The organism is Streptomyces sp. NBC_01463 (assembly GCA_036227345.1).
Taxonomy (GTDB): domain Bacteria; phylum Actinomycetota; class Actinomycetes; order Streptomycetales; family Streptomycetaceae; genus Streptomyces.
Map to the genome: position 1 here is coordinate 1,928,454 of CP109468.1, position 24,179 is coordinate 1,952,632.

A 24,179-nucleotide genomic window follows, 5' to 3' on the forward strand; every position below is an offset into this window, starting at 1 on the left:
CCGGAGGCACCTTCCGTGCGCAGACGATCCATGCTTCTTGCCGCAGGCGCGGCAGCGCTGAGCACCCGGCTCGGCGGCCCCGCCTTCGCAGCCGCACCGGGAAGCGGCCCCGTCCTGGACCACGACACCCCCGTGGACCTGGACGGCACCGAGTACGTCGACCTGTCGGACCGGGCCGGCCTACTCGCCCCGCTCACCGCGGGAACCATCGTCGTCACCTTCCGCACCACCAGTCACAACGAGGCGATGACGCTGATCAGCGCCTCGGACCCCGCCGTCCCCTCCTCCAACATCACCCTGAACCTGAGCGGCGGCGCCCTTCAGTTCTCCGTACGGGAGAACGGCGCGGTCCTCATCAATGTCATGACCCGGACACGCTACGACGACGGGCTGCGGCACACCGTCGCCGTCACCGTCGACGCCTCGGGGACCAGGCTGCACGCCGGCGGGCGCACGGTCTTCGAGACGGCGCAGCACGCCTTCTTCGGCAGTGTCTCCAGGCCGGCCGCCCTCGCCCTGGGGCGCAACACCGACAGCGACCATCCGGGGGGTGAGTGGTTCTGCACCGGCACCATCGAGCGGGCCGCGGTCTGGGACCGGGTGCTGAGCGAGGCCGAACTGGTCGCGCAGAGCCCCCGCCCCGACCTCGCCGACCTGGGCCGGATCTCCACGGTCCTGAACAGCGGCACTCCGGCGACCTGGGTCGTCACCGGCGACAGCATCACGCACGGCGCCCTGCACACCAACGGCTGGCGCAGCTACCCGGAGCACTGGACGGAGCGGGTCCGCTGGGAGCTGGGCAAGCCGAAGAACCGCGATTTCGTGGTCGATTCCGGGGTGAGCGGTGCGACCAGCGCCGAACTCGTCGCGCGGTTCGGCGAGCGCGTCACCGCGTTCTCGCCGGACGTCGTCTCGCTCATGATCGGTACGAACGACATCGCGACGTCCGGCCTCGGCCCCGACGTCTACCGCGCCAACCTGGTCTCCCTCGTGCGCTCGGTACGGGCCCTGCCCGGCTCCCCCGTGCCGGTGCTCCAGTCACCCAATCCGGTCGACCCGGCGAAGTGGCCGGGCCGGGTCAACCTCTCGCAGTACGCGCGGGTCATGGGCGAGGTCGCGGCGCAGGAGAACGCCGTCTTCGTCGACCACTACAACGACTGGCTGGCCGGAAACGGCGGCCAGGTCCCGCTGACCCTGCTCAGCGACGGGCTCCACCCCGACCAGCACGGGCATCACCGCATCGTCCTCAGAATGATCAAGGATCTGCGGATCTTCGACGCGAGCAGCCGGGTCTGCTCCCTGCGCATCCCGTAGCCCCGGCCCCTCCCCCCTGTCTCCCACCCTTCGCGAAGCACCCACCCCCTTCCGAGAAGAGAGATCGTCCATGCAGCGAACAGTCCCTGTCGCCCTGCTCGGCGCCGCCCTGCTGGTGGTCGCCACCACCGGCACCGCACAGGCGGCGGCACCCACCCCCGGCACGCTCACCTCCCAGGACCTGACGGTCGACGGGGCCGGCTCCCCGCACTACCGCATCCCGGCCCTGACCACCTCGGTCAGGGGCACCGTGCTGGCCGCCTACGACGCCCGCCCCACCCTGGCCGACCTGCCCTCCAACATCGGCATCGTGCTGCGCCGCAGCACCGACGGCGGTACGACCTGGCAGGCGCAGCAGGTGGTCCGCAAGGACTCCGCGCCGCAGGGGTACGGCGACCCGAGCCTGCTCGTCGACCGGACGACCGGCCGGATCTTCCTGTTCTACGCGGCCGGGGTGAACCAGGGCTTCTTCGGCTCGGCCACCGGCAACGACGAGTCCGACCCGAACGTCCTTCAGGCCGACTACAGCTACTCCGACGACGACGGGCTGACCTGGACCCACCGCCGGATCACGAAGCAGATCAAGAACCCCGCCTGGGGCGGCATGTTCGCGGCGTCCGGTGAGGGCATCCAGCTGCGCAACGGGGCGCACAAGGGCCGGCTGATCCAGCAGTACGCCATCCGCGACAACGGGGCGAACTACGCGGTCAGCGCCTACAGCGACGACCACGGCGCGACCTGGAAGACGGGCACACCGGTCGGACCCGGCGGCGACGAGAACAAGACCGTGGAGCTGAACGACGGCACGGTCATGCTCAACAACCGCTCGGCGCCGTACCGGACGATCGCGTACTCCACGGACGGCGGGGTCACCTACACCCCGTTCGTCCAGGACACCGAGCTGCCCGACCCGGCGAACAACGCCTCGGTCATGCGCTACGCCCCGGACGCCCCGGCCTCGAACCCGCAGTCCTCCTGGCTGCTGTTCAGCAACACCGAGGACACCGCGTCACGCCGCAACCTCACCGTCAAGATGTCCTGCGACAACGGGAGGACCTGGCCGATCAGGAAGGTCGTGGACGCGGGCGCCGCGGCCTACTCGACGCTCACCCGGCTGCCGGACGGCCGGCTCGGCCTGCTGTACGAGCGCGCCGACTACACGCACATCACGTACTCCTCGTTCGACTTGAAGTGGCTCGGCGGCACCTGCGCCGACGTCACCCTCACCCCGCCCGCGACGCTCAGGGCGGGGACGAGCGCCGAGGTCACCGTCCGGGTCGTCAACCGGATGGACGTGCGCCGCAGCGCGGGCACCGTCGATCTCACCGTGCCGAGCGGCTGGACGGCCACGCGGACCGCGATCCCCGCGATGAAGCCCGGTGAGGGCGCCAACGTCAGGGTCCCGGTCACCGTGCCCGCGGGCGCGTCGGGGAGCGCCGCGCTCACCGCCGTCTACCGGGCGGACGGCAAACAGGCATCGGGCAGCACGACGGTGACCGTCACCCCGTAACCGGTTCGAGGGGTGTTGCGTCCAACCGCCGCCCGGCGGTTGGACGTACGCCGTCGCGCGACCGTTCAATGGGGCGACGCACACTGGGCTTGGCGAGGGCGGGGGCGGACGTGGCGGGAGCGGGCTTACGCATCGGGGTGGTCGGCGGGAGTGTCGCCGGCTGCGCCATGGCGATCGCCGGAATCAGGGCCGGGGCCGAGGTCACGGTCCACGAGCGGAGCGAAGCGGCGCTGGAGGACCGGGGGTTCGGCATCGTCATCCCGCCGCCCCTGCACCGGGAACTGGTCGCGGCCGGCTATCTGGACGCCGGCATGGAGACGGCCCCGGTGTCCTCGCGGGTCTGGCTCACCCGCCGGCCCGGGCAGCACCGGGCGCGGGAACTGGCGCGGCAGGAGAGCGCGGTGACGCCCTGTCACTGGGGTCTGCTGTGGCGCACGCTGCGGGCCAACGCCGGCGCCGCGCGCTATCACCGGGGGCGGCCCGTCACCGAGGTGCTGCGCCATCCGGAGGGCGGCGCGGTGATCCGTACGGCGGACTCGCAGGAGCGGTACGACATCGTCGTCGGGGCGGACGGCCCGCGCTCGGTCACCAGGGCGGCCGTCGCGCCGGGGGCGCTGCCGGTTCCGGCGGGATACGCGGTGTGGCGCGGCACCCTCCCGCTCGACGCGTTCGCGGGCAGCCCGCACCAGCTGGAACTGGTGCGCTCCTCCTGGATCACGCTGGGGTTCCGGGGCGGGCACGGGGTGTTCTACCTGATTCCGGGGGCGGCGCCGGGGTCCCGGCTGCTGGCCTACGCCGTCTACGCTCCGCCGCCCCCGGCGTCGTGGACCGGCCCGCGCGAGGAGTACGTGCGGCGCATCGCCGATGAGCACTTCCCGGCGGACTGGGCCGGCATCGTCGGCCGGGGCGAGCACACCTCCCTGGCCTGCCACGACGTCGCCGACGTCCAGGTGCCCCGGGTCGCGGAGCCGCCGTTCCTGCTGGCGGGCGACGCGGCGAGCATCACCCGTCCGCACACCGCGAGCGGCGCGACGAAGGCCTTGCAGGACGCGCTCTGTCTGGAGCGGGTGCTGCGCGCGTCGTCGTCCGCGGACGAGGCGCTCGGCCGGTACGCCGACGAACGGTCGGCCGAGGGCACCCGGCTGGTCGCCCTGGGCCGCCGGCTGGGGCACGCCATGGTGGAGCGGACCCCGGACTGGGCGGCGATGGACGCCCCGGAGGTGGAGTCCTGGTGCCGGGCCACCCTGGACGGCGCCGCCAGTTATCTGTACGGGGGCACGCGGCGCTGACGGGCCCGGCCGCGGGTCAGTGGGCGTACGCGGCGGAGCCCTCCTGGGCCAGCCGGGTGCGGATGCCGTCGAAGTGGGTGCGCATCGCCCGTACCGCGCGCTCGCCGTCCCCCGCCGCGACCGCCTCGACGATCTCGCGGTGCTGGGCGCAGGTGACGGCCGGGTCCTGGTGGCCGTCGTCGAAGTCCTCGCGCACCCGGTCCATGGCGGCCCAGAACGCGTCGAGCACCTCGCTGAGCAGGTGGTTGTCGAGCGAGGCGTAGAGCGCGAGGTGGAAGGCCCGGTCGGTGGCGCGGGCCACCCGGCCGGTCCCGGCCTCCTCCTCCATCGTGGCGACCAGGGCGTGCAGCACGTCGAGGTCCTCGTCCGGGACGCCGGCCACGACGGCACCGACGAGCCCCGCCTCCAGCGCCTCCCGCACCTTCATCAGCTCCGCGAGCCCGGGCAGGCCCTGGCGGTGGCGGACGGCCGCGCGGAAGGCGAGGCCCTCGGCGAACGGTGACAGCGAAAGCGAGCCGACGAAGGTGCCGTACCCCCGGCGGATCTCGACGACGTTGACCGCCTGGAGCGATTTGAGGGCCTCGCGGACCGACACCCGGCCGGACTCGAAGAGGTCCATCAGCTCGGTCTCGGTGGGCAGGGCGTCGCCCGGTGCCAGCCGTCGTTCCAGGATCAGTTCCTTGATCCGGCGCTCGATGTCCTGAGCCATGGTGGGCCGCGCCACAACGTCCTCCTGAGGTGCCGTTGCCCCTTGACCGTTCGCAGGAGCATCTGTTTAAGGTGAAGCCAGACATAGGACATCTTACGTCTCACGTCTCGATCCGGGTAGCCGCTCAGGCCACGGATCGGTGTCCCGATCAGCTGGAGCCCTTCACCATGTCTCTGACCGCACCCCTGCACGGCGTCGTCCCGCCGGTCTGCACTCCGCTCGACCCGCGCGGCGAGGTCGACACCGCGTCCCTCGTCCGGCTCGTCGAGCACCTCATCGGCGGGGGCGTGCACGGGCTCTTCGCGCTCGGGTCCACCAGTGAGGTCGCCTACCTCACCGACGAGCAGCGCGCCACGGTCCTGGAGACCGTCGTCAACGCGACCGACGGCCGCGTCCCCGTCCTGGCCGGTGTCATCGACACCACCACGGCCCGGGTCGTCGAGCACGCCAGGTCGGCCGCCGAGCTGGGCGCCGACGCGCTGGTCGCGACCGCGCCGTTCTACACCCGCACCCACGCCAGGGAGATCGCCGGGCACTTCCGCCGGCTGCGCGCCGAGGTGGAGCTGCCGCTGTTCGCGTACGACATCCCGGTCGCCGTGCACAGCAAGCTCTCCGGCGCCCTGGTCCGCGAGCTCGCCGAGGACGGCACCCTGGCCGGGCTCAAGGACAGCAGCGGCGACGAGGGCGGGCTGCGCCGGCTCGTCGTCGAGCTCGGCGGCCGCGAGGGCCGCGCGCACGGTCCGGTCCCGGACTTCAGCATCCTCACCGGCTCCGAACTGACCGTGGACGCGGCCCTGCTGGCCGGCGCCGACGGTGTCGTCCCCGGCATCGGCAACGTGGACCCGGCCGCCTACGTCCGGCTCTACGAGGCCGCGCGCGCCGGCGACTGGACCCTCGCCGCGAAGGAGCAGGAGCGGCTCATCGAGCTGTTCGCCATGGTCGACGCCGGCCCGGAGGCGGACATGGGCCGCAGCTCATCGGCGCTCGGCTCGTTCAAGGCGGCGCTCCGGCTGCTCGGCGTCATCGAATGCGGCGACACCGCGTTCCCGCAGATCCAGCTCTCCGCCGAATCCGTCGCGCTCGTCTCCGGACGGCTGCGCGACGCCGGTCTGCCGCCGGTCCGATGACCACCGCGGCAACGCCGGCGCCGGCCGGGCGGCCCGTCGTCGGCCTCGACCTCGGCGGCACGAAGATCGCCGCCGCCCTGCTCGCGGCGGACGGTACGGTCCTGGCGCGGCACAGCCGTCCCACACCGGCCCGGGAGGGCGCGGCGGCGGTCCTCGACGCGCTCGCCGCGGCCGCCGCCGCGGTCGACCCGGACCGCGCCGCCGCCCTGCTCGGCATCGCGGCGGCCGGGGTGATCGACCCCCGCAGCGGCATGGTCACCAGCGCCACCGACTCCCTCAGCGGCTGGGCGGGCACCCGGCTGGGCGCCGGCCTCGCCGACCGGACCGGATACGCGGTGGCCTGCGACAACGACGTCCGCGCCACCGCCGGACCGGAACTGGCCGCACTGAACGCGTCGACCGGCGGCCACGGCTCGCTGCTCTTCGCGGCCATCGGCACCGGAGTCGGCGGCGCGCTCGCCGCCGACGGACGGATGCTGCACGGCTCGGCAGGGATCGCCGGGCACCTGGGCCATGTGCCCAGCCCCGAGGCGGCCGGGCTGCCCTGCACCTGCGGGTCCACCGGCCATCTGGAGGTCATCGCGTCCGGGCCCGGGATCGCCGCCCACTACGAACGGCTGACCGGAGCCCCCGTGGACCGGCTGGAGACCGTCGCCGCGCGCGCCGCGCAGGGCGACTCCCACGCCGTCACCGCCATCACCACGGGCGCGGCCGCCGCCGGGCACGTACTCGGCGGGCTCGCCAACGCGCTCGGCCCGGACCGGGTCGTCGTCGGCGGCGGGGTCCCGCGCATCGGCACGCTGTACGAGGACGCCCTGCGGGCCGCCTTCGCCGCCGAACTGATGGGTCCGCTGCGCGGGCTCGTCCCCCGGCCGCCGCTGCTCGGCCACGACGCGGCCGTGCTCGGCGCGGCCGCCCTCACCACCACCCTTCCCCTCCACCACCCGGGAGCTCTCCGATGAGCGCGCAGGAACTGGCCACCGCACTCCAGGGCAAGCTGATCGTGTCCTGTCAGGCACCTCCGGGTGATCCGATGCGCGAGACGTCCACGCTGGTCCGGCTCGCGCTCTCGGCGGTCGCCGGGGGCGGCGCCGCGATCCGGGCCAACGAGCCCGAGGTCGTCGCCGCGATCACCGCCGCCGTCGGCCTGCCGGTCATCGGGCTGTGGAAGGACGGCGACACCGGGGTCTACATCACGCCGACCGTCCGGCACGCCCTGGCCGTGGCCGCGGCGGGCGCCGCGGTCGTCGCCGCGGACGCCACCGACCGGCCGCGCCCCGACGGCTCGACGTTCGCCGAGCTCGTCGAGGCGGTCCACGCGGCCGGCGCCCTCGTCATGGCCGACGTCTCCACCCTCGCCGAGGGCGTCACGGCGGCCGGGCTCGGGGCGGACTTCGTCTCCACGACGCTGTCCGGCTACGTTCCCGGCACACCGGAGCAGACCGGCCCCGATCTCGGTCTGGTCTCGGAACTCGCCGCCGCGATCGACGTGCCGGTGGTCGCCGAAGGCCGTATCAACACCCCCGAGGAAGCGGCCGAGGCCCTGGCCCGCGGCGCCCACAGCGTCGTCGTCGGCACCGCCATCACCGCCCCCACGGCCCTGACCGCCCGGTTCGTCGCGCGCATCACCCGGACCTGACCTGCCCCCACCACGCGGGACGGCTGTTCAAGGACGAGCGCCGTCCCGCATCCTGGAGTCACCGTGCAGACCACAACACCCCCCACGCTCCCCTGGTACCGCCAGGTGAGCCGCACCCAGTGGAAGTCGTTCTTCGCCGCCTGGATCGGCTATGTCCTCGACGGCTTCGACTTCGTGCTGATCACCCTCGTGCTGACCGAGATCAGTGACGACTTCGGGCTCAGCACGGTGCAGGCGGCCAGCCTGATCTCCGGCGCGTTCATCACCCGCTGGCTGGGCGGGGCCGTGCTCGGCGCCATCGGCGACCGGTACGGCCGCAAGCTCTCCATGGTGCTGAGCATCCTGCTGTACTCCGCGGGTACGTTCGCCTGCGGTTTCGCATGGGACTACCACAGCCTGTTCGCCGCCCGGCTGGCCATCGGAATGGGCATGGCCGGCGAGTACAGCGCCAGTTCCACGTACGTGATGGAGAGCTGGCCCGCCGGTCTGCGCAACCGGGCCAGCGGCTTCCTGATCTCCGGCTTCTCGGTCGGCTCGGTGCTCGCCGCGCAGGTCTACGACTGGGTGGTGCCCTCGCTCGGCTGGCGCTGGATGTTCTACCTGGGCCTCATCCCCATCGCCATCGCGCTGTGGATGCGGCGCGCGCTGCCGGAGGCCGAGGAGTGGACGGAGTCCGTGGCGGACAAGGGCGCCAGGCCCAATCCGTTCCGGCCGCTGTTCCTCACCCCCGCCCGGGCCACCGTCAACACGGTCCTCGTCGTGGTCGCCACCGTCTCGCTGTTCCTGGTCTTCACCCCGGGCGGCGCCGGCATGGTGCCGGTGCTCTCGGTGATCGCCGGTCTCACGCTGGCCGCGTTCGCCGTGCAGCTGGGCGGGAAGCGCGGCTGGGTGCTGTACCTGTCGATGATCGTGACGCTGTTCTTCGCGTTCCTGTACTCGTGGCCGATCCAGGCCCTGCTGCCCACGTATCTGAAGACGGAGCTGGGCTACAGCACCGGCCAGGTCACCGACGTCCTGTACTTCGCGGGCTTCGGCACCATGGTGGGCTGCTGGACCGCCGGGTTCCTCGGCGACCGGATCGGCACGAAGAAGGCGTACGCGCTGACGCTGCTGGCCTCGCTCGCCTTCGTCTATCCGGTCTTCGCCGTGCGGAACAACCTGATGCTGCTGGGCATCCTGCTCTTCCTCCTCCAGGCGACGAGCTTCGGCATCTCCGGACTGCTCCCCCGCTACATCGGCGGGCACTTCCCGACCGCGAGCCGGGGTGCGGCGCTCGGCTTCACGTACAACGTGGGCGCGCTCGGCGGGGCGGTCGCCCCGGTGCTCGGGGCGCATCTCGCCTCCGGGATGGACCTGGGCCGGGCGCTCGCCGTGCTGACGTTCGCGGGCACGGTGATCGTGGTGCTGCTGGTCGGCTTCGACGTACCGGCGCGGCTGAACCGGCTGACGGACCCGGACGGCGAGCTCGACCACCTGGCGGCGCCGCCGCCCGGCGAGCGCGTCGCCGTGGAGCGTTAATCCGGTGGACGGGCGGGTCCGGGCGGCCTAGCTTCCCGGCGTGGACCTTCCCCGAAACTTCACCGTCCGCGAGAGCGGCCACCGTGTGCACAACCCGTTCACCGAGGAGGATCTGGCCACCCTGGGCCGGGCGCTGCGCCTGGCTCCGGGGTCCCGGATCCTCGATCTGGCCTGCGGCAGCGGTGAGCTGCTCTGCACCTGGGCGCGCGATCACGGCACGACCGGGACCGGCGTCGACATCAGCACCGTCTTCCTCGCGGCCGCCCGGGAGCGGGCGGCGGAGCTGGGGGTGGCGGACCGGGTCGGCTTCGTGCACGGCGACGCGTCCGGTCATGTCGCCGGCGCACCCGTCGACGTCGCCGCGTGCGTCGGCGCCACCTGGATCGGCGGCGGTGTGGCGGGCACGGTCGAGCTGCTGGAGCGCTCCGTGCGGCCCGGCGGCCTGCTGCTGGTCGGTGAGCCGTACTGGCGCCGCGAGCCGCCGGACCTCACGACCGTCGAGGCCTGTCACGCGACCGCGCGGGACGACTACTTCGCCCTGCCCGAACTGCTCGAACACTTCGGGGGGCTGGGCTGGGACGTGGTCGAGATGGTGCTCGCCGACCAGCGGGGCTGGGACCGGTACGTCGCCGCGCAGTGGCTGAACATCCGGCGCTGGCTGGACGCGAACCCCGGCGACGAACTGGCCGGCGAGCTGCGGGCGGAGCTGACCGAAGGGCCGGCACGGCACGTGCGCTACCAGCGCGAGTACCTGGGCTGGGGTGTGTTCGCCCTGATGCGGCGCCGACCCCCGGGTCACGGGTAGAAGTGGGTCAGCGACTCGGCCACGCAGGCGGGCTTCGGCGACCCCTCCAGCTCGAAGGTGAAGGACCGGTCCATCCGTACCCCGCCGTGGGCGACCCCGGTGACTCCGGTGACGGAGGCGTGCAGCCGGACCCGGCTGCCGACGGGGACGGGCGCCGGGTAGCGGACCCGGTTGACGCCGTAGTTGAGGGCCCGGCCCACGCCGCGCACCTGGAGCAGCTCACCGAACATCGGGATGCCCCAGCTCAGCACCATGTAGCCGTGCGCGATGGTGCGTCCGTACGGGCCGGCGGCGGCGCGCTCCACGTCGGTGTGGATCCACTGGTGGTCCCCGGAGACGGCGGCGTACGCGTCGATGAGTTCCTGGGTGATCTCCTTCCAGTCGGAGTGCCCCAGGTCGCGCCCGTTCAGCGCGAGGATCTCCGGGATGCCGTGCACGGTCAGCGGCATGGGGGCCGGCCCTTCTGTCGTGGTGTGCGGGAACGTGTCAGGCGGTGACGGGGGCGGTACGGGGTGCGGCGACCGGTCCGGCCGCCTGCTCGTCGTGGTCGGGCCGGCGGAGCAGGAGCAGCATGCAGCCCAGGGTCAGGACGACCTGGAAGATCGCGTAGGCGATGACAGCGGTGATGGAGCCGGTCCGGTTCAGCAGGAACTGGCCGATGATCGGGGTCGTACCGCCCAGGAGCGTGCCGCAGAGCTGGTAGCACAGCGAGATGCCGGTGTAGCGCAGGTGGGCCGGGAAGCGGCTGGCGAGCATGCCGGCGAGGGCCGCGTAGTAGAGGCAGTGCGGGATGGTCGCGACGGCGACGCCGACCATCGCGAGGCCGTAGTTCTCGGTGCGGATCAGCAGGAACATCGCCGGCATCAGGATCAGTTCCGGCAGCAGCATCACGGTGACCGCGCGGGACCAGCTCTTCATCCTGGTGGCGATGAGGGCGCCGAAGGGCTGGACGACGATCTGGGTGATGTTGGCGACCAGAATGATCGTCAGGAACGAACTGCGGTCGAAACTCAGCGCGGACGTGGCCCAGGACAGGGCGAACGTCGACTTGAAGTAGGTGGCCGACAGGCCGATGGTGCAGGCGCCGATGCCGAGGACGATGAGCATCGGCTGGGTGCGCAGGACCTCGGTCAGCGGGAGCTTGACGACCTTCTTCTTGCTGATCAGGGCGGCCATGGCCGGGGACTCGGCGACCTTGAGCCGGACGATGAGGCCGACGATGACGAGGGCGGCCGAGAAGAGGAACGGCAGCCGCCAGCCCCAGGAGACGAACGCGGCGTCGGGCAGCTGGCTGATGGCGAGGAAGCTCAGGGTGGACAGGGTGTTGCCGACGGGCGAGCCCTGCTGGGCGAACGCCCCGTACAGCACCGACTTGCCCTTGGGGGCGTGCTCGGAGGCGATCAGGACCGATCCGCCCCACTCGCCGCCGAGGCCGATGCCCTGCACCATGCGGATCGCGACCAGCAGGATCGGGGCGGCGATCCCGATGGAGGCGTAGCTCGGCAGCAGACCGATCGCCGTGGTGGAGATGCCCATCATCAGCAGCGTGATGACGAGGGTCTTCTTGCGGCCGAGGCGGTCGCCGTAGTGACCGAAGATGATGCCGCCGATGGGGCGGGCGAGGAAGCCGACCCAGAACGTCGCGAACGCGACCAGGGTGCCCACGGGGCCTTCGAGTTCCGGGAAGAACACCTTGTCGAAGACGAGCGCGGCCGCGGTGCCGTAGATGTAGAAGTCGAACCACTCGATCGTCGAGCCGATGAAGGCTCCGAATCCGGCCCGGTTGGCGGCTTTGGTGCGCTCTCGTGCGGTGGCGGTGGACGCACTCATGGTGGCTCCCGTGAACGTCGTTGATCAGGCGGATGGCAGGAACTGCGAGGGGCGTCGCCCGGGACGCCCGGCACGCCGCGTGGGGAAGGGGGACGGCGGCGGTGCTGATGGCGTTACGGTGCCAGCCGGAACCTTGAACGGTCCAATACTGAATTACTGGTGCAGTGAGAGGCTCTGCGTCTCAATGGGCGAGGATGCGGCCGGATACGCCCATGGCGGCGCCGCCCTGTGGCGGCGCCGCTGGAGTTCCGGGCGAATGGGAGGGACGTGCTCAGGGAGCGATGCGCTCGAAGACGGCGGCGAGGCCCTGACCGCCGCCGATGCACATGGTCTCCAGGCCGTAGCGGGCCTCGCGGCGGTGCAGTTCCCTGGTGAGGGAGGCGAGGATACGGGCGCCGGTGGCGCCGACCGGGTGGCCGAGGGAGACGCCGGAGCCGTTCACGTTGATCCGCTCCTCGTGGTCCTTCTCGCCGAGACCCAGTTCGCGGGTGCAGGCCAGCACCTGGGCGGCGAAGGCCTCGTTGAGCTCGATCAGGTCGAGGTCGGCGAGCGTCAGCCCGGCGCGGGCGAGCGCGGCACGGGTGGCGGGGACGGGGCCGATGCCCATGGTGGCGGCGGGCACGCCGGCGCGGGCGAAGGAGACGAGGCGGACCAGCGGGGTGAGACCGAGGCGCTCGGCGGTGGCGGCGCTGGTCACCAGGCAGGCGGCGGCCGCGTCGTTCTGGCCGCTGGCGTTGCCCGCGGTGACCGTGGCGTCCGGATCGGACTTGCCCATGACCGGGCGGAGCGCGGCGAGTTGTTCGGCGGTGGTGTCGGGACGGGGGTGCTCGTCCGCGGTGACCACCGTCTCGCCCTTGCGGGTGCGCACGGTGACGGGGACGGTCTCGGCCTCGTACCGCCCCTCGGCGATCGCCCGGCCGGCGCGCTGCTGCGAGCGCAGGGCCAGGGCGTCCTGGTCGGCGCGGCTGATGCCGTACTCGCGGCGGAGGTTCTCGGCGGTCTCGATCATGCCGCCGGGGACCGGGTGGTTGACGCCGCCGGCGGTGACGCGGCCCCGGGCGAGCGAGTCGTGGAGCTGGAGGCCCGGGCCCTTGATGCCCCAGCGGCCCTCGTGCGTGTAGTAGGGGGCGGCGCTCATCACGTCGACACCGCCGGCGATCACGACCTCGCTGAACCCGGCCCTGATCTGCATCGCCGCGTCGAGGACGGCCTGGAGTCCGGAGCCGCAGCGGCGGTCGATCTGGGCACCGGTGACGGACTGCGGGAGCCCGGCGTCCAGCGCGGCGACCCGGCCGATGGCGGGGGCGTCGGAGGAGGGGTAGGCCTGCCCGAGGATCACCTCGTCCACCCGGTCCGGCTCGATTCCCGTGCGGGCGACGATCTCGGCGATGACGCGGGCGGCGAGGGAGGCCGGCGTCTGCCCGGCGAGCGCTCCGCCGAAGCGGCCGATGGGGGTGCGCAGCGGTTCGCAGATCACGACATCGTTCTGGTCGGGCACGGCGGGGCCTTTCCGGGAGAGGGCAGAAGGGGACAAGGGTGTGGGTCGACCCTCGCACCCGCCGACTGAGTCGGTCCAATATCCAGTTCTCCCTGATTCAAGACGTGGTGCGTCTCAATCCCTCGGACGGGGCGTCGGCAGCGCGTCCTCCGCCACGGCGAGGACCGCGCGCAGGGCGGCCGAGGGGTTGTCGGCGCGCCAGGCGAGCGCCGCCTGCCGTCTGATCGGCGGTCCGACGAGGGGCCGGTAGACGAGGCCGTTCTGCTGGATGTGCTGGACGGAGGTGACGGTCAGCGTCACCCCGACACCCGCGGCGACCAGCGCCAGGATGGTGTACGAGTCGGGCGCCTCCTGCACCACCCGCGGATTGAACCCGGCCGCCTCGCAGGCGCCGACCATCGCGTCCCGCACGGTGGAGCCGGTGTTCGCGGGAAAGGAGACGAACGGCTCCCCCGCCAGCACCTCGATCGGGACGCTCTCCCGGGTGGCGAGCGGATGGTCGGAGGGCAGCGCGCACACCAGCTCCTCCTCGTCGATCACCCGGTGGCTCACGCCCGGCTGCGTCACGGGCAGCCGGACGAACCCGAGGTCCATCGAACCGTCCGCGACCCGGGCGAGCGCGACGTTCGCGTAGGTCTGGCCCGTCATGACGAGCTCGATCGCGGGGTGGGCGGCGCGCACCGCCCGGGTGAGCAGGGGCAGTGTCTCGTGGCTGGAGGCACCCGCGAAGCCGATGCTGACCCGCCCGTACTCACCGCGGCCGGCCGCCTTCGCGGCGCGCACGGCGGTGTCCAGGTCGTCGAGCACGGTCCTGACCGGCTGGAGGAACGACTCCCCCGCACTGGTCATCCGCACCGAGCGGGTGTTGCGTTCGAAGAGCTGGACCCCCAGCTCCTTCTCCAGCTGGCGGATCTGCTGGCTCAGCGGCGGCTGGGCCATCTGCAGCCGCTTGGCGGCCCGGCCGAAGTGCAGCTCCTCGGCCACGGCGACGAACGCGGACAGATGACGCAGCTCCACGCCCGTCCCCTCTCTCTCAACGGCACTTCAACGGCACCGTCACAGCATTGATTAATCAGACGTCTCGATCCGACCTTAATTTGGTATTGGACAGCAATCAATGGCCGCTGGCACGGTGGGGCGACGCGCACGCACACGCAGAGGAGCACCGTGGCCACGACGGACCGGAACGACAACCGGAAAGACAAGACGATGTCGATGAAGGCGGCGATCGCCGCCTTCGTCCACGACGGCGCCACCGTCTGCCTCGAGGGCTTCACCCATCTCATCCCGACCGCCGCCGGCCACGAGATCATCCGCCAGGGCCGCCGCGACCTCACGGTCGTCCGCATGACCGCGGACATCGTCGTGGACCAGATGATCGCCGCGGGCTGTGTGACGCGGCTGGTGTCCTCCTTCGTCGGCAACTCATCGGCCGGTTCGCTCGGGGAGCTCCGCCGCCGGGTGGAGAACGCCGACCCCGCGCCCCTGGCCTTCGAGGAGTACAGCCACTACGGGATGATCTGCCGCTATCTCGCCGGTTCGCAGCGGCTGCCCTTCTACCCGCTGCGCTCCTACGGCGGAAGCGATCTGCCGTCCGTCAACAGCGACCTGCGCAAGGTCACTTCGCCGTATCCGGGCCCGGACGGCGAACCGGAGCAGATCTACGTCGTACCGCCCGTCAATCCGGACGTGACGATCATCCACGCGCAGCGTGCCGACCGCAGCGGCAACACCCAGATGTGGGGGCTGACCGGCGTCCAGGCCGAGGCGGTGTACGCGGCCGAGAAAGCGGTCGTCGTCGTGGAGGAGATCGTCGACGACGAGGTGGTCCGCTCCGACCCCAACCGCACGCTCGTCCCCGCCCACGCGGTCGACGCGGTCGTCTGCTGCCCGCGCGGGGCGCATCCGTCCTTCGCCCAGGGGTACTACGACCGGGACAACGCCTTCTACCGGGCCTGGTCGCACATCAGCAAGGATCCTCAGCGGCTCCAGGACTGGCTGGACGAGTGGGTGCGGGGGACGGCGGACCACGCGGAGTACGTCGACAGGCTCGGCGAGGAGTTCTGGGCGGGGCTCGCCGTCGGCGAGGCGCTCAGCGAGCCGGTGAACTACGGGCGGCGGCTGTGAGCTCCGCCCCGCTCCGCACGGCCGATCCGCACACGGGACACGAGAAGGAACGGTTCATGACCCTCACCGCACCGGGCACGATCACCTCGTCCGAACTGCTCTCCGTCGTCGCCTCGCGCGAACTCGCCGCACGCCGGACCGTGTTCGCCGGGATCGGGCTGCCGACGCTCGCCACCGAACTGGCCCATCTGACGGTCGCCCCCGACATCGAGGTGGTCTACGAGTCCGGGGTCTGCGGTGCCCATCCCTCGCAGCTGCCCGAGACCATCGCCGACGCGGTCCTGATCACGGGTGCGGAGGCGGTGATCCCGATGCCGATGCTCTTCGGCTGTGTGCTCCAGGGCGGTCACATCGACGTCGGCTTCCTCGGCGCCGCGCAGATCGACCGCTGGGGCAACCTCAACACCTCGGTCATCGGTGACTGGGACAGTCCGGCGGTGCGGCTGCCCGGTTCGGGCGGCGGCGTCGAGGTGATGGCCAACTCCCGCGAGGTCTTCGTGGTGATGCGCCGGCACAACCCGCGCTCCTTCACCGCCGAGCTCGACTTCTGCACCACCCCGGGCCCCGACCGTGCGCTCGCCGAGGGAATCCGCCCGCTGGGCGCCGGAGTCACCCGGGTCATCACCGAACTCGGCATCATGGCCCGCGCGGGCGTCGGCGAGGAGCTGCGCCTGGTCGCCGTCCAGCCCGGCGTCACCGTCGATCAGGTGCGGGCCGCCACCGGCTGGGACCTGCGGGTCGCCGGCACGGTCGACGAGGTGCCGCCGCCGACGGAGGACGAACTGCGGCTGCTGCGCGAGGATGTCGACCCGGACCGCGTGTACCTCCGCTGACCCGCACGATCCGTACGGACCACAGGGTCCGCCGGGTCCGCGGGGTCCGCCGGACCCGTCCGTCCACCACCTCGAAAGGGCCGTAACTGCCATGCGTATCAGGATCGTCGGAGCCGGAGCCATGGGCCGCGGCATCGCCCAGTGGGCGGCCGCCGCCGGACACACCGTCGAGCTCGGCGACGTACGGACGGAAGCGGTGACGGAGGCGGCCGGCTTCGTACGCTCCATGCTGGAGCGGGCCGTGCAGAAGGGCCGGATGTCCGCCGGCGACGCGGCCGCCGCCGGGGACCGGCTGATCGCGCTGGACGACCCGTGGGCCGAGGGCCCGGACGTGGAGCTGGTCGTCGAGGCCGTGCGCGAGGACCTCGGCACCAAGACGGAGGTCTTCGGCCGGCTGGAGGCCGCGCTGCCCGCCACCGCCGTCTTCGCGACCAACACCTCCTCGCTGTCGGTGACCCGGATCGCCGCCGGGCTGAAGGACCCGACGCGCCTGGCCGGGCTGCACTTCTTCAACCCGGTCCCGCTGATGCGGATCGTCGAGGTGGTGCCCGGCGCGGCCACCCGCCCGGAGATCCCGCCGCTGCTGACCGCGCTCGTGGAGAGCTGCGGGCACCGCGCGGTCACGGTCGCCGACACCCCCGGCTTCCTCGTCAACCACGCCGGGCGCGGACTGGTGACGGAGGCGCTCGCCCTGCTGGAGGAGACGGTCGGCGACCCGGCGGACATCGACCGGATCGCCCGGGACGTACTGGGCCTGCGCATGGGCCCGTTCGAGCTGATGGACCTCACCGGGCTCGATGTGACCGCCGCGGTCATCGACTCGATCTGGACGGGCTTCCGCCACGAGGAGCGGCTCCGCCCCTCCTACCTGACACCGAACCGGGTGGCCGCCGGGCTGCACGGGCGCAAGACGGGACGCGGCTGGTTCGGGTACGGCCCCGAGGCGGCAGGCCCCGCGCCGGAGGCCCCGGTCACCGGCGACCCGGACCGGCCGGTGCACGTCCTCGCCGCGACCCCGGCCGGGAACGACGACGCCGCCGCGCTGCGGGAGGCGCTGACGGCGGCGGGCGCCACGGTCGAGGCCGGGGCGCGGCCGTCGGCCGGGGCTCTGGTGCTGGTTCCGGTCTGGGGCACCACGGTCGCCTCTGCGGTCGCCGCTCACGGGCTGCCCGCCGGGCGCACCTTCGGGGTGGACCCGTTGCCGGCGGCCGGGCGCCGCGGGGTGCTGGCCGTGACCCCGGCCGCGGAGCCGGCGGCGGCGCGGGACGCCCGCGCCGTGCTGGCCAGGGCGGCGGACGGCGGTGAGCCGTTCGCGGTGTCGGTGGTGCGCGACACCGCGGGCTCGGTCGCCCAGCGGCTGCTCGCGTCGATCGTGTCGGTCTCGGCGTCGATCGCGGAACACGGACTGGCGGCCACGGCCGACATCGACCTGGCGGTCACGACCGGGCTCGGCTATCCGGTCGGCCCACTGGCCTGGGGCGACCGGATCGGTGCGGCCCGGATGCTGGAGCTGCAGCGGGCGCTGCACGCCACGACGGGCGACCCGCGCCACCGCCCGACCCGCTGGGTCACCGAGCGTGCCGCCCTCGGCCTGGCCCTGACGGACCCGGGCACGTCGCCGGGGGACTGCCTGGACGGTGACGGGGACGGCGCGGTGTGAGCGGCGCCGGGTGACACGACCGATTCGTTCAAGACCGGCGGCCCGCCCCCGGCCTACGGTCGTGACATGACTCCACGCATGGACGCAATCTCGATCACGACGGCGGATCTGCCCGCCTCGCTCGCCTTCTACCGGCGGCTCGGCCTCGACATCCCCGAGGGTGCGGAGTCCGCCCCCCATGTGGAGGTGGCGCTCCCCGGCGGGCAGCGCCTGCTCTGGGACACCGAGGCCGTCGTCCGCTCCTTCGACCCGGAGTGGACCCCGGCGAACGGCGGGGAGCGGCTCGGGCTGGCCTTCCTCTGCGACGGCCCGGCGGAGGTCGACGCCGTCTACGACGAGCTGACCGGCGCCGGGTACCGGGGCCACCTGAAGCCGTGGGACGCGGTGTGGGGGCAGCGGTACGCCGTGGTCGTCGACCCGGACGGCTGCGCGGTCTCGCTGTTCGCACCGGCCGGCTGAGGCCGCTCTCAGGGGGCGGCGAAGTACGCGGTCAGGGTGGTGCCCGCCAGGTCCCGCATCTCGCGCGCGAGATGTGCCTGGTCGGCGCAGCCCGCCGCGAGCGCCGCCTCGGCGTACGGCATCCCTGACCGGACGAGCGCCAGCGCCCGCTGGAGCCGCAGCACCCGGGCGAGCGTCTTGGGGCCGTAGCCGAAGGCGGCCAGCGAGCGGCGGTGCAGCTGGCGTGCGCCGAGGCCGACCGTGTGCGCGGTCCGCTCGACGGAGCGGCCGCTGTCCAGCTGGGCGGCGACGGCCCGCATCGCCTGGTCGGGCGGTTCCGCGTCCGCGGCCCGGCGCGCGGCGATGTCCTCCAGCGCCGCGCCAGGGTCGGCGGACCCGGCGACGCGTTCGGTGAGCTCCCGGACCAGCGGAGCCGGCCACAGATCGGCCAGGGCGACCCGGCGGTCCCGCAGCTCGTGCGCCGGTACGCCCAGCAGGGCGGGCGCCGTGCCGGGGGCGAAGCGGATGCCCGTGTACGTACCGCCGCCGCCCGGTCCGGACGGGGGTTCCGCGTGGGTGTCCGGGCCCGCGACGAGCAGCCTGCCGCCGATCCAGAGCAGATCCATGCAGCCGTCGGGCAGCACCGGGTGGACCGACCCCGGGTCCACGGTCAGGGACCAGACCTTCGCACCGTCGATCCGTGAGGTGCGCTCCTCGTACCTGTCGCCCATGACACCAGTCTCGCCGACGGCCGAAGGCGCTGCCGTCCTCACCCGGCGGCCGTCCTCACTCGGGGGGCGGCTGCGTCCTGTCCGTCTCCTTCTCGCGGCTCGGCTGGAGCCGGGACTTCACGTCGTCGGGCGGCAGGAAGCGCGACCAACGCTCCGGGAACTCGGACGGCATGTAGGGGCTGTCCCCCTCGTCCATGTCGTCGTCCGGACCGTCGTACCGGCCCTCCGCCTGGGTGCGGGCCACGAACTCGGCCGCCTGGACCGCGCGCACCCGGTCGGTGGCCGCACGCGCCGCGGCCGTCGCCACCGAGGGCCACACCCGGTCGATGGCGGCGTTGACCGCGGCGCCCACCAGCACCGCGAACGCGGAGATGCCGATCCACAGCAGCACCGCGATGGGGGCGGCCAGTGATCCGTAGATCGTGGGCCCCTCGACCGTACTGGTGAGGTAGATCCGCAGCAGGAAACTGCCGAGCACCCATATCGCGATCGCCATCAGCGCGCCCGGCATGTCCTCGATCCAGGGCGAGCGGACGGGGACGGACACGTGGTAGAGCGTCGTCAGGAAGGCGATCGACAGCACGATCACCAGCGGCCAGTACAGAACGCTTATGACCTCGGTGCCCCACGGGATGAACTCCACCACCCGGTCGGGGCCGACGACCAGCAGCGGCAGCACGACCGCACCCAGCAGCAGCGCCACCACGTACAGGAGGAACGCGAGCATCCTGGTCTTCACGATGCCGCGGTGGCCGTCGAGCCCGTACATCACGGTGATCGTGTCGATGAAGACGTTCACCGCGCGCGAGCCGGACCAGAGGGCGATCGCGAAACCGATGGAGATGACGTCGGGCCGGGCCCCGGTGGTCACGTCCGCCAGGAGCGGTTTGGCGAAGTCGTTGACGCCCCGCTCGGAGAGCACCGTCTGCGCGGCGCTGAGGATGTTGCGCTCGATGGAGGCGACCGTGGTGGTGCTGGTCCACTCGTCGACGTACCCGAGCAGGCCGATCAGTCCGAGCAGGAGCGGCGGCAGGGACAGCAGGGTGAAGAACGCCGCCTCGGCGGCGAGTCCCAGAATGCGGTACTCCATGCACGAGTTGACGGTGTCCTTCAGCAACTGCCAGGCCAGCTGCCGCTTGGACACGTTGCGGTAGAGCACTCGGGCCCGGTGGAGCCGGCCCGGTGGCCGCTCGGGTGTTTCATTTGCTGCCTGCACGTCCTTACCGTATCGGCATGGCAGCCAGCACCCACACCGTGTCCAACCAGGCCCCTCCGCTCCTCGGCTACGACGTGTTCGCAGCGGACGCGGTGCTCACCGAAGCCGTGGCGAGACACCTCCCGGCGGACCTCCTCGACGAGGCGCGGGACGGGCTCGGCGAGCTCGGCCGGTCCGCCGGTTCCGCCCAGGCCGCCCAGTGGGCGGCGCAGGCCGACGGGAATCCGCCGAAGCTGCGCAGCCACGACCGCTACGGGAACCGCGTCGACGAGGTGGAGTTCCATCCGGCCTGGCACCGGCTGCTCGGCCACGGGGTCACCGCGGGGCTGACCGACGCCTGGGACCGGCCGGGCGGCCATGTGCGCCGGGCCGCCGGTTTCCTGGTGTGGACGCAGGCCGAGGCGGGCCACGGCTGCCCGCTCTCGATGACCCACGCGGCGGTGCCCGCGCTGCGCACCGATCCGGCCGTGGCCGCCGAGTGGGAGCCGCTGCTGACCTCGCACGCGTACGAGGAGGGGCTGCGGCCGGTCGCGGAGAAGGCCGGGGCCCTTCTCGGGATGGGCATGACGGAGAAGCAGGGCGGATCGGACCTGCGGGCCGGCACGACACGGGCCGAACCGCTGGCCGCCGAGGGCGAGTACCTGCTCACCGGGCACAAGTGGTTCTGCTCGGCGCCGATGTCCGACGGGTTCCTGGTGCTGGCGCAGGCCCCCGGCGGGCTGACGTGCTTCCTGCTGCCCCGGGTGCTGCCGGACGGCACGCGCAACGTGTTCGCGATCCAGCGGCTCAAGGACAAGCTGGGCAACCGGTCCAACGCCTCGGCCGAGGTCGAGTTCGACGGTACGTGGGTGCGGCGCATCGGTGAGGAGGGGCGCGGGGTGCGCACCGTCATCGGCATGGTGGCGGCGACCCGGCTGGACTGTGTGACGGGCTCGGCGGCGCTGATGCGGCAGGCGGTGGCCCAGGCGGTCCACCACGCCACGTACCGCAGCGCGTTCGGCGGGGTGCTGGCCGACAAGCCGCTGATGCGCAACGTGCTGGCCGATCTGGCGCTGGAGTCGGAGGCGGCGACGGTGCTGGCGATGCGGCTCGCGGCGGCGTACGACGCCGGGACCGAGAACGAGGCGGCGTTCCTGCGCATCGCGGTGCCCACGGCGAAGTACTGGGTGACGAAGCGGTGCACGCCGCTGGTGGGCGAGGCGCTCGAATGCCTGGGCGGCAACGGCTACGTGGAGGAGTCGGGCATGCCGCGGCTGCTGCGCGAGGCGCCGCTCAACTCGATCTGGGAGGGCTCGGGGAACGTCCAGGCGCTCGACGTACTGCGGGCGCTGCAGCGCGAGCCGCTCGCGCTCAACGCGTTCCTCCAGGAGGTGGGCCGGGCGCGCGGCGCCGACCACCGGCTCGACCGGGCGATCAGGGACCTGCTCACCGAGCTCGCCGATCTGGAGGGGATCGAGGCACGGGCCCGCCGGCTCGTGGAGCGGATGGCGCTGGTGCTCCAGGGTTCGCTGCTGGTGCGCTGGGCGCCGCCGGAGGTGGCCGACGCGTTCTGCGCGTCACGGCTGGGCGGGGACTGGGGTTCGGCCTTCGGGACGCTGCCGCACACCCTGGACCTGGCATCGGTCGTGGCACGGGCCCGGCCCGTGGAGCGCTGACCGGCAGCGGCGGGGGAAACAGCAACAGGGGGTGGTGCTGCGCCGACACGGCACCACCCCCCATGCTGTACACACCGGACTTCGGGGCCGAAACCCCGCCGTGCGGTGTAGCGCCACTCTTGTACGGTCGGGGGGCTGTCGCCAGAGTTGCAGAGGGTTGCAACCATTGTGTGGAGTTGCGGTGCCGCGGCTTCGGCGGCGGCAGGATGGGTCCGGTGACCCTTGGCACGGGCCCGGCACTGGCATCTAGGGGGAATCCGGCGTGGAGACAAGTCCTGTCGATGTGATGCGGCTGTCGGACCAGGGGTCCGAGCGGGCCGCGCGCCGCCTCCACCGGGCCCGGGAGGCGAGGATGGCCGGCGACCGGATGCCGGTCAGGCCGCGGGCCGAGATCGGGGCCTCGTGGGACCGGGTGCTGCGCCGCGGCATCGATCCCGAGCAGTCCACCGAGAGCGTGCTGCTGGAGCTGGAGGAGATCGAGCACCGGCGCCGGAGTTCCACGCTGGGCGAGATCATGCCGCTGCTCAGCGACGGTCTGGTGAGCATCGCGGACGCCTCGCAGCAGATCATGGTCGTCACCGATGTGGACGGCCGGGTGCTGTGGCGCCAGGGCAACACGGGCGTGCTGCGCAGGGCCGACGACATCTGTCTCTCCGAGGGCGCCGCCTGGTCGGAGGAGATCACCGGCACCAACGCGATCGGTACGGCGCTCGCCTCCCGGGCCGCGGTGCAGGTCCACTCCGCGGAGCACTTCGTGCGCAGCCTCCACGGCTGGACGTGCGCGGCGGCCCCGGTGCGCGATCCGCGGGACGGCCGGCTGATGGGGATCGTCGACATCAGCGGTCCGGCGAACACGTTCCATCCGACGACGCTCGCCCTGGTCGGGTCGGTGGCCCGGCTGGCGGAGAGCGAGATCCGCAACCGGCATCTGCAGTCCATCGACCGGCTGCGCTCGGTGGCGGCGCCGATGCTGTGCAGGCTGGGCGGCCGCGCGCTGGCCGTGGACGGCAACGGCTGGCTGGCCGCCGTCACCGGGATGCCGCCGGTGGACCGGCTGCCGCTGCCGAAGTCCGTGCAGCCGGGCCGGATCTGGCTGCCCTCGCTCGGGATGTGCCGGGTGGAGCCGCTGCCGGGCGGCTGGCTGGTGCAGGTGGCCGACGGTGCGCTGGACAGCCCGCCGCGCCGGGTGGTGCTCGATCTGAGCCTGCCGCGCGGCCTCGCGGTGAACGTGGTCAGCCCGGTGGGCACGTGGACGCAGCGCCTCTCGCCCCGCCACGCCGAGCTGTTGTACGCGCTGGCCCTGCACCGCGAGGGGCGCACGGCGTCCGAGCTGGCGGAGGACCTGTTCGGCGACCCGACCAGGACGGTGACGGTCCGGGCCGAGATCTCGCGGCTGCGGCGCCATCTCGCCGAGGTGCTGGCGCACCGCCCGTACCGCTTCGGCGACGGCGTCGAGGTGGAGGTCATCCGGCCCGAGCACCCGGGCGATCTGCTGCCGCGGTCGAAGGCCCCGGTGGTGGTGGCGGCGCGCAACGCCTCCTGAGCGGTGTGGAGCGCCTCCCCCGCGGTGTTCCCGCAGGTCCTGGGCGTCGGCTCGGCGGTCCCGGGTTGGGCCGGGGCAGCGGGGCATGGTTTTCTGGCAGCCATGAGCAACCCCGAGCGCCCCGCCGACCCGACCGCCGCCGAGGTGACCGTCTGGTCCCTGGAGCAGACCTCCCCCGACGAGCTGCGCCCCTCGGCCGTACCGGACCGGGACGTACGGATCGTCCGGTCGGAGGTGCCGCTGCCCGAGTTCAGCCGGTTCCTCTACACGGCCGTCGGCGGCGACATCCAGTGGACGGACCGGCTGCCGATGACGTACGCGCAGTGGCAGGAGGCGCTGGACCGGCCGGGTGCGGAGACCTGGGTGGCGTACGCGAACGGGACGCCGGCCGGCTACATCGAGCTGGACCCGCAGGACGACGGCGTCGTCGAGATCATGTACTTCGGCCTCATCCCGGCCTTCCGGGGACAGCGGATCGGCGGACATCTCCTCTCCCACGGGACGGCCCGCGCCTGGGACCTGGCGGAGCGGTGGCCGGAACGGCCCGAGACGAAGCGGGTGTGGGTGCACACCTGCTCCAAGGACGGGCCGCACGCCATGGACAACTATCTGCGCCGCGGCTTCCGGCTCTTCGACACCCGCACGGAGCTGGAGTCCGAGGTCGCCACCCCGGGTCCGTGGCCCGGATCAGGACGCACGCTCCTTCCGTAGGCATCCGGGACATCCCGCGCTGGAAA

General features: G+C 72.7%; 21 protein-coding genes and 1 pseudogene. 15 read left to right on the forward strand and 7 right to left on the reverse strand.

The annotated features are described in order from the left end of the window. Nucleotides 1–30: 30 nt before the first annotated feature. From OG521_08415 to OG521_08425, 3 genes are all read left to right on the forward strand, one after another. On the forward strand, nt 31–1,314 hold the full coding sequence (locus OG521_08415) for a GDSL-type esterase/lipase family protein (GenBank protein WUW20813.1): 1,284 nt from the start codon (nt 31–33) through the stop codon (nt 1,312–1,314). A 70-nt stretch (nt 1,315–1,384) separates the two neighbouring features. After that, nucleotides 1,385–2,824 carry an exo-alpha-sialidase gene (locus tag OG521_08420; protein WUW20814.1) on the forward strand — a complete coding sequence of 480 codons (1,440 nt, stop codon included), beginning with the start codon at nt 1,385–1,387 and terminating at the stop codon, nt 2,822–2,824. A 137-nt stretch (nt 2,825–2,961) separates the two neighbouring features. Beyond that, entirely contained in the window at nt 2,962–4,113 is a 1,152-nt protein-coding gene (locus OG521_08425; protein ID WUW26612.1) for an FAD-dependent monooxygenase, read from the forward strand. A gap of 16 nt (nt 4,114–4,129) precedes the next feature. Here OG521_08425 and OG521_08430 read toward each other — a convergent pair whose 3' ends face one another. After that, nucleotides 4,130–4,837, reverse strand: coding sequence for a FadR family transcriptional regulator (locus tag OG521_08430; protein WUW20815.1), 708 nt, complete (start codon nt 4,835–4,837; stop codon nt 4,130–4,132). Between the two features lie 152 nt (nt 4,838–4,989). Here OG521_08430 and OG521_08435 point away from each other — a divergent pair, with 152 nt between their 5' ends. The 5 genes from OG521_08435 (at nt 4,990) to OG521_08455 (ending at nt 9,911) form a co-directional block, all read left to right on the forward strand. Continuing rightward, on the forward strand, nt 4,990–5,949 hold the full coding sequence (locus OG521_08435; protein ID WUW20816.1) for a dihydrodipicolinate synthase family protein: 960 nt from the start codon (nt 4,990–4,992) through the stop codon (nt 5,947–5,949). Next, the gene (locus OG521_08440) at nt 5,946–6,911 is read left to right on the forward strand and encodes an ROK family protein (GenBank protein WUW20817.1); all 966 of its coding nucleotides are present in this window, start codon (nt 5,946–5,948) and stop codon (nt 6,909–6,911) included. The genes OG521_08435 and OG521_08440 overlap by 4 nt, the downstream gene beginning before the upstream one ends. Further along, the gene (locus OG521_08445) at nt 6,908–7,588 is read left to right on the forward strand and encodes an N-acetylmannosamine-6-phosphate 2-epimerase (GenBank protein WUW20818.1); all 681 of its coding nucleotides are present in this window, start codon (nt 6,908–6,910) and stop codon (nt 7,586–7,588) included. The genes OG521_08440 and OG521_08445 overlap by 4 nt, the downstream gene beginning before the upstream one ends. Nucleotides 7,589–7,651: 63 nt before the next feature. Beyond that, nucleotides 7,652–9,106 carry a sialate:H+ symport family MFS transporter gene (locus OG521_08450; protein WUW20819.1) on the forward strand — a complete coding sequence of 485 codons (1,455 nt, stop codon included), beginning with the start codon at nt 7,652–7,654 and terminating at the stop codon, nt 9,104–9,106. Between the two features lie 40 nt (nt 9,107–9,146). Then, entirely contained in the window at nt 9,147–9,911 is a 765-nt protein-coding gene (locus OG521_08455; protein ID WUW20820.1) for a class I SAM-dependent methyltransferase, read from the forward strand. Here OG521_08455 and OG521_08460 read toward each other — a convergent pair. From OG521_08460 to OG521_08475, 4 genes are all read right to left on the reverse strand, one after another. Then, a complete protein-coding gene (locus OG521_08460; protein WUW20821.1) occupies nt 9,902–10,360 on the reverse strand; it encodes a MaoC family dehydratase in 459 nt (152 codons plus the stop codon). The genes OG521_08455 and OG521_08460 overlap by 10 nt on opposite strands. Nucleotides 10,361–10,397: 37 nt before the next feature. Then, entirely contained in the window at nt 10,398–11,741 is a 1,344-nt protein-coding gene (locus OG521_08465) for an MFS transporter (protein WUW20822.1), read from the reverse strand. 271 nt (nt 11,742–12,012) lie between these two features. Beyond that, nucleotides 12,013–13,239, reverse strand: coding sequence for an acetyl-CoA C-acetyltransferase (locus OG521_08470; GenBank protein ID WUW20823.1), 1,227 nt, complete (start codon nt 13,237–13,239; stop codon nt 12,013–12,015). 114 nt (nt 13,240–13,353) lie between these two features. Beyond that, complete coding sequence (locus tag OG521_08475) at nt 13,354–14,256, reverse strand: LysR family transcriptional regulator (GenBank protein WUW20824.1); 903 nt, start codon at nt 14,254–14,256, stop codon at nt 13,354–13,356. Between the two features lie 192 nt (nt 14,257–14,448). On the opposite strand from OG521_08475, the gene OG521_08480 reads away from it, so the two are divergent. From OG521_08480 to OG521_08495, 4 genes are all read left to right on the forward strand, one after another. Continuing rightward, complete coding sequence (locus OG521_08480) at nt 14,449–15,366, forward strand: CoA transferase subunit A (protein WUW26613.1); 918 nt, start codon at nt 14,449–14,451, stop codon at nt 15,364–15,366. 56 nt (nt 15,367–15,422) lie between these two features. After that, nucleotides 15,423–16,199, forward strand: coding sequence for a 3-oxoadipate--succinyl-CoA transferase subunit B (locus OG521_08485; protein WUW20825.1), 777 nt, complete (start codon nt 15,423–15,425; stop codon nt 16,197–16,199). A gap of 91 nt (nt 16,200–16,290) precedes the next feature. Further along, on the forward strand, nt 16,291–17,859 hold the full coding sequence (locus tag OG521_08490) for a 3-hydroxyacyl-CoA dehydrogenase (protein WUW20826.1): 1,569 nt from the start codon (nt 16,291–16,293) through the stop codon (nt 17,857–17,859). Between the two features lie 66 nt (nt 17,860–17,925). Then, complete coding sequence (locus tag OG521_08495; GenBank protein ID WUW20827.1) at nt 17,926–18,318, forward strand: VOC family protein; 393 nt, start codon at nt 17,926–17,928, stop codon at nt 18,316–18,318. Nucleotides 18,319–18,338: 20 nt separating this feature from the next. Here the strand turns inward: OG521_08495 and OG521_08500 are convergent. Continuing rightward, nucleotides 18,339–19,028, reverse strand: a pseudogene (locus tag OG521_08500) (helix-turn-helix domain-containing protein). Nucleotides 19,029–19,083: 55 nt separating this feature from the next. Continuing rightward, a complete protein-coding gene (locus OG521_08505) occupies nt 19,084–20,187 on the reverse strand; it encodes a YihY/virulence factor BrkB family protein (GenBank protein WUW26614.1) in 1,104 nt (367 codons plus the stop codon). Between the two features lie 74 nt (nt 20,188–20,261). Between OG521_08505 and OG521_08510 the strand changes: the two genes are divergently transcribed. From OG521_08510 to OG521_08520, 3 genes are all read left to right on the forward strand, one after another. Beyond that, entirely contained in the window at nt 20,262–21,899 is a 1,638-nt protein-coding gene (locus tag OG521_08510; protein ID WUW20828.1) for an acyl-CoA dehydrogenase family protein, read from the forward strand. A gap of 286 nt (nt 21,900–22,185) precedes the next feature. Beyond that, on the forward strand, nt 22,186–23,442 hold the full coding sequence (locus OG521_08515) for a GAF domain-containing protein (protein WUW26615.1): 1,257 nt from the start codon (nt 22,186–22,188) through the stop codon (nt 23,440–23,442). A 102-nt stretch (nt 23,443–23,544) separates the two neighbouring features. Beyond that, nucleotides 23,545–24,153, forward strand: a complete 609-nt coding sequence (locus OG521_08520; protein WUW20829.1) for a GNAT family N-acetyltransferase — start codon at nt 23,545–23,547, stop codon at nt 24,151–24,153. The last annotated feature ends 26 nt before the right edge of the window (nt 24,154–24,179 follow it).

Coding starts and splice junctions, on each gene's coding strand:
- OG521_08480 (WUW26613.1), top strand. CDS start 14,449: ATGTCGATGAAGGCGGCGATCGCCGCCTTCGTCCACGACGGCGCCACC.
- OG521_08420 (WUW20814.1), top strand. CDS start 1,385: ATGCAGCGAACAGTCCCTGTCGCCCTGCTCGGCGCCGCCCTGCTGGTG.
- OG521_08460 (WUW20821.1), bottom strand. CDS start 10,360: ATGCCGCTGACCGTGCACGGCATCCCGGAGATCCTCGCGCTGAACGGG.
- OG521_08520 (WUW20829.1), top strand. CDS start 23,545: ATGAGCAACCCCGAGCGCCCCGCCGACCCGACCGCCGCCGAGGTGACC.
- OG521_08465 (WUW20822.1), bottom strand. CDS start 11,741: ATGAGTGCGTCCACCGCCACCGCACGAGAGCGCACCAAAGCCGCCAAC.
- OG521_08415 (WUW20813.1), top strand. CDS start 31: ATGCTTCTTGCCGCAGGCGCGGCAGCGCTGAGCACCCGGCTCGGCGGC.
- OG521_08485 (WUW20825.1), top strand. CDS start 15,423: ATGACCCTCACCGCACCGGGCACGATCACCTCGTCCGAACTGCTCTCC.
- OG521_08490 (WUW20826.1), top strand. CDS start 16,291: ATGCGTATCAGGATCGTCGGAGCCGGAGCCATGGGCCGCGGCATCGCC.
- OG521_08495 (WUW20827.1), top strand. CDS start 17,926: ATGACTCCACGCATGGACGCAATCTCGATCACGACGGCGGATCTGCCC.
- OG521_08435 (WUW20816.1), top strand. CDS start 4,990: ATGTCTCTGACCGCACCCCTGCACGGCGTCGTCCCGCCGGTCTGCACT.
- OG521_08510 (WUW20828.1), top strand. CDS start 20,262: ATGGCAGCCAGCACCCACACCGTGTCCAACCAGGCCCCTCCGCTCCTC.
- OG521_08445 (WUW20818.1), top strand. CDS start 6,908: ATGAGCGCGCAGGAACTGGCCACCGCACTCCAGGGCAAGCTGATCGTG.
- OG521_08515 (WUW26615.1), top strand. CDS start 22,186: ATGCGGCTGTCGGACCAGGGGTCCGAGCGGGCCGCGCGCCGCCTCCAC.
- OG521_08440 (WUW20817.1), top strand. CDS start 5,946: ATGACCACCGCGGCAACGCCGGCGCCGGCCGGGCGGCCCGTCGTCGGC.